The sequence below is a fragment of the Mycobacterium sp. genome, assembly GCF_049647605.1.
GTDB lineage: Bacteria > Actinomycetota > Actinomycetes > Mycobacteriales > Mycobacteriaceae > Mycobacterium.
The window spans coordinates 1-3,586 of record NZ_JBARXZ010000065.1 but is presented as its reverse complement, the minus strand read 5'-3'; the positions used below and the strand labels follow the sequence as shown (position 1 = coordinate 3,586).

Here is a 3,586-nt window from a genome sequence, read left to right as displayed (position 1 = left end):
GTGCTGCGCCGCGACCTCGAGCGCGCTGAGCGCGACGTCGCGACCGCCTTCGCCGCCGCCCAGACCGCGACCTCCGACACACTCGACCGCTTGCTCGAAACGGCGCGCTCGGAGGTGGCCCTACTCCAAGTCGCAAGCGACGTCGACCCCAGCCGCACGCCCCTCGTCATCCCCGCGGCGGCCTTGGCAGGCCACGAGCCGCACAACGCGGAGCGACTCAAAGCGCTTGCCGCACAGCCTTATCGGATCAGCGTCGTCCGGGCCGACATCACCGACGGCGAAACCGCGGCGTCGCTCTACACACTGCGCAACACCGCTAACGCTAACGACCGCAAGGTGCTGTGGCTCTCGACCACGGACACCGGAGCGGCACCCGCTCGCGACGCGGAGTTGGCCGACACCATCACCACGGTCAGCCACGCGCACCAGCACGTCAGCGGCCAGCAGTGGGCACTACCACCGGGAGCCATCGTCGTCGTCGATGACCCAGCCGCTGCAGACCCCCAGCAGCTCGCAGATATCGCCCGTCACGCCGCCGCGTCCAACGCTCGGGTCATCCTGCTCGACCCGGAAGCCAGCCGCGGCGCAGGCTCCTCAGCGCTGCGGCTGCTCACCCATGCGTTGCCGTGGAGCACCACCCTCACGACCGCGCCGTCCGCACCTGCCGACCCGCTGCTTGACCCGGTGCCGGCGGTCACGCTGGCCGACCGTCTCGGCCGCACCCAACTAGGCGACGAGTGGCGCCAGGTCCTCACCCAGTACGACAACGCCGCGCGCGCCGTTCGAGCGGCTCAGCGCCGTCAGATCGCATTGGGCTGGAACGTGCCGGCCAACACGATCGACGAGCGCGGACAGCAAGCTCTCGATCACGACGAGCGCGGGCAGGCCTTCCATCACGGCGAGCGCGGGCAGGCTCTCGATGACGACGACCTAAGCCTCTAAACCAGCTATCCCCGTGGACCGCTCAATCTTCGGGCAGCAGGTCGTCTGGAAGGAAGTAGGTCGGCGCGACCCCAAAAAGCACCGCCAGCTCGTAGACCAGAGGCACACTCGGTCTGGCCTCACCGTGCACGTAGCGGTACATGTGCGTCTGCGAAACCGCCAACTCAGGTGCCTGCTCATGCAGCAGCTGCTGCAACCGTCGTACTGTCAGCTTGCGCGTCCGGCCGGTCTCCAGACTGCGGACAGCCAGCCCGTCCATCAGCTCACGCAGTCGCGCCGCGAAGTAGAGCGTTGCCGGGTGAGGTGTCGGCTGCCCGCCTGCATCGGTGCCGTTCTCCTCGGCCGGAACTAAGGCGCCCAGCGCCCCCGCGCTCTTTTCGCGGACCGCTGTCCCACGATGGCTGCTCATCTGGCGTCACTCCTTCTTGCTGCTGTCATCCAACTTAGGGGCCAATCCGGCTCTGGTGGTGGACTGGCGCGCACGATCCCCGCGACGATGAACCGCATGAGCAAGCACCCCGAGCCGTACAGCCCCTACTGCGGACTTGTCGTCAACGACAACGAACAGTACGAAAAGGTTCAGGGCGCTCCACATCTGGCGATCAGCGCACCCACTCGAACCGGTAAGACACGGCGCCTGCTGGCCCCGGCCGCGGTGCTGCACCCCGGCCCGCTCGTCTCCGTCTCCAGTAAGGAGGACCTCGCCGAGCTGGTGTTGATGCGCCGCGGCCTGGGGCCCACCGGCGTCATCGACTTGCGGCCGGAAAAGACCCTCGTCTGGCCCGAGGGCGTGCGCTCCATGGTCAGTGACCCCACCATGTCCATCACGTCCGCCGATGAAGCGCTGACCGTCGCGGAAACCATGCTCGCGACCTCCGGTGTGGGGTTCGGCGGTGCGTCAAGCGGACAAACGGTAGCCGCCGGCGGACTGTGGGAGTCCACTGCCAGCCGCCCCTTGGCCTGCCTGCTCTATGCGGCCAGCCCGCAGGGCAACAGCCAGGGCATGCCCTGGGTGCTCGAAGCCGTCGAGAACCTCGGCATCGAGGACGACGAAGACGGCGGTGCCACCACACAGTTGTCGCTGCACGCCACTCCATCGTGGATGACCGCCGCCGCGCTGTGCCCGCACCCGATGCTGTCCGACCCAATGCAGCGCGTGCTGACCTTCAACAGCCGCATGCGGGACAGTGTGGCGATCACCGTGTCCAAAGCGGTGACGCCGTGGGTGCGTCTCGGGCTGAGCACCACCGAGCATCTAGACCGCCTTAGCGGTGTCGACGAACTCAGCATCGAATCGTTCGATGTCTCGATGCTGGATGACCCTGACGCGAGCTTGTTTGTCATCGCCCCCAACACCGGCACCGTTGCTGGCGCAGCCGTGGCACTTATCGACTCCATCATCCGACACTTCCGCAAGCGCACGGCCCAGCACCAGCTCGAACACCGGCTGCTGCTCCAACTCGACGAAGTGTGCAACTCCTGCCCGCTGCCGGCGCTGCTCAACTACGTCGGCGAGTCCGCCGGTTTGGGCGTCAACATCATGGCCACCGTGCAGGCCTCCAGCCACTTCGACGTTGTGTTTGGCCCGAAATACGCCGACGCGCTGCGCGACATCTTCCCGGGCACCGTGGTGATGTACGGCGCTCACGAACGCCATCTCCTCGAACAGGCTTCACACTGGCAGGGCTTGGGGACGCGGCGCACCGAGTCGTATGAGCCCAACGGCGGAAGTCGTTCGCAGTCCTCACAACTGGGCTCGATCATCGACTGGCAGGAGTTGCTCCCCCAGAGTCTCGAAGAGGCCCAGCTGCTGCTGCGCGGCACCGCCGGGCGGCGAGTCCAGATCCCCGACTGGAGTGTCTTCCTCGAAATCTACGACGGAGCGATTGAGACTCGCAGGCGGCGCCAGCGGACGTCAAAGGCGTCGGCATAGGTAACAGCACGGGTCGTGTTCAAGTGAGGATTCTGCCCAGTTGAACACCGCCGAGAGCACCGCTAAGAGTGCGAGGACCACCAGGCGTAGAGCCCTTCTAGGGTGGCCCCAGGCGTCTCGGCTCGAACAACACTGAGTAACAGCTCGTCGTCCTCGGTCCAGACCACGACAGGCTGGTTGGCCTGGAGCCCGCAGAAGACCGTGCCGCGCACCACCGTGGGACTGTCGTTGCGCCGCCATGGCCCCGGAGACTGAATGTTGGGCGGACAGATCCGGGGAGTAGACCGATTCACGGTGTCGGTGAAAGACGCTTCCAGAGCAGCGGCATCCCCGCTGAGCGTGTAGCTCGACGTGGTAGGGCCGCCAGGATCGGTGTTGGGGCCGCACGACATCGCCGCGGTCACGTCCGCGTCAGTCGGCGCAGGTGTACACCTGCCGGGCGGATAACCCGGCGGAAGCAGCTCAGCAAGCGCCGCCGCCGCGGCGGTCGCTGACGACGTGGCCGGGGTCGACGTCGCCGGGGCCGCCGCCTCCGGCGCATCCGATCCCGTCCAGCGCGAAATCAGAATCGTCCACAGCACGGCGGCGATCGTGACTACCACGGCGACGATCGACCACAGGATGACCAGCGGACGCTGCACGCGAGGCTTGCGTGGCGTAGGCGTCACCCGTATTGCCTCGTCGAAGCTTCTCGCCAGTTCAGGTCTGTTG

General features: G+C 66.8%; 4 protein-coding genes. 2 read left to right on the top strand and 2 right to left on the bottom strand.

Features of this window, described 5'->3' with window-relative positions:
* Positions 1 to 942, top strand: a 942-nt coding sequence (locus tag WBB07_RS08570) for an AAA family ATPase (protein ID WP_526306629.1), incomplete at its 5' end; no start/stop codon positions are given.
* Positions 943 to 964: 22 nt separating this feature from the next.
* Here the strand turns inward: WBB07_RS08570 and WBB07_RS08565 are convergent.
* Complete coding sequence (locus WBB07_RS08565; RefSeq protein ID WP_094295408.1) at positions 965 to 1,351, bottom strand: helix-turn-helix domain-containing protein; 387 nt, start codon at positions 1,349 to 1,351, stop codon at positions 965 to 967.
* A 96-nt stretch (positions 1,352 to 1,447) separates the two neighbouring features.
* Between WBB07_RS08565 and WBB07_RS08560 the strand changes: the two genes are divergently transcribed.
* Positions 1,448 to 2,875 (top strand): type IV secretory system conjugative DNA transfer family protein, encoded by a 1,428-nt coding sequence (locus WBB07_RS08560; protein WP_094295414.1) that lies wholly within the window; start codon positions 1,448 to 1,450, stop codon positions 2,873 to 2,875.
* A gap of 62 nt (positions 2,876 to 2,937) precedes the next feature.
* On the opposite strand, the gene WBB07_RS08555 is transcribed toward WBB07_RS08560, so the two are convergent.
* Positions 2,938 to 3,586: hypothetical protein (locus tag WBB07_RS08555; protein WP_526306627.1), on the bottom strand; the 649-nt coding region annotated here is incomplete at its 5' end.

Excerpts from the sequence above, each read along its gene's own strand:
- WBB07_RS08565 (WP_094295408.1), bottom strand. The coding sequence starts at position 1,351 with ATGAGCAGCCATCGTGGGACAGCGGTCCGCGAAAAGAGCGCGGGGGCG.
- WBB07_RS08560 (WP_094295414.1), top strand. The coding sequence starts at position 1,448 with ATGAGCAAGCACCCCGAGCCGTACAGCCCCTACTGCGGACTTGTCGTC.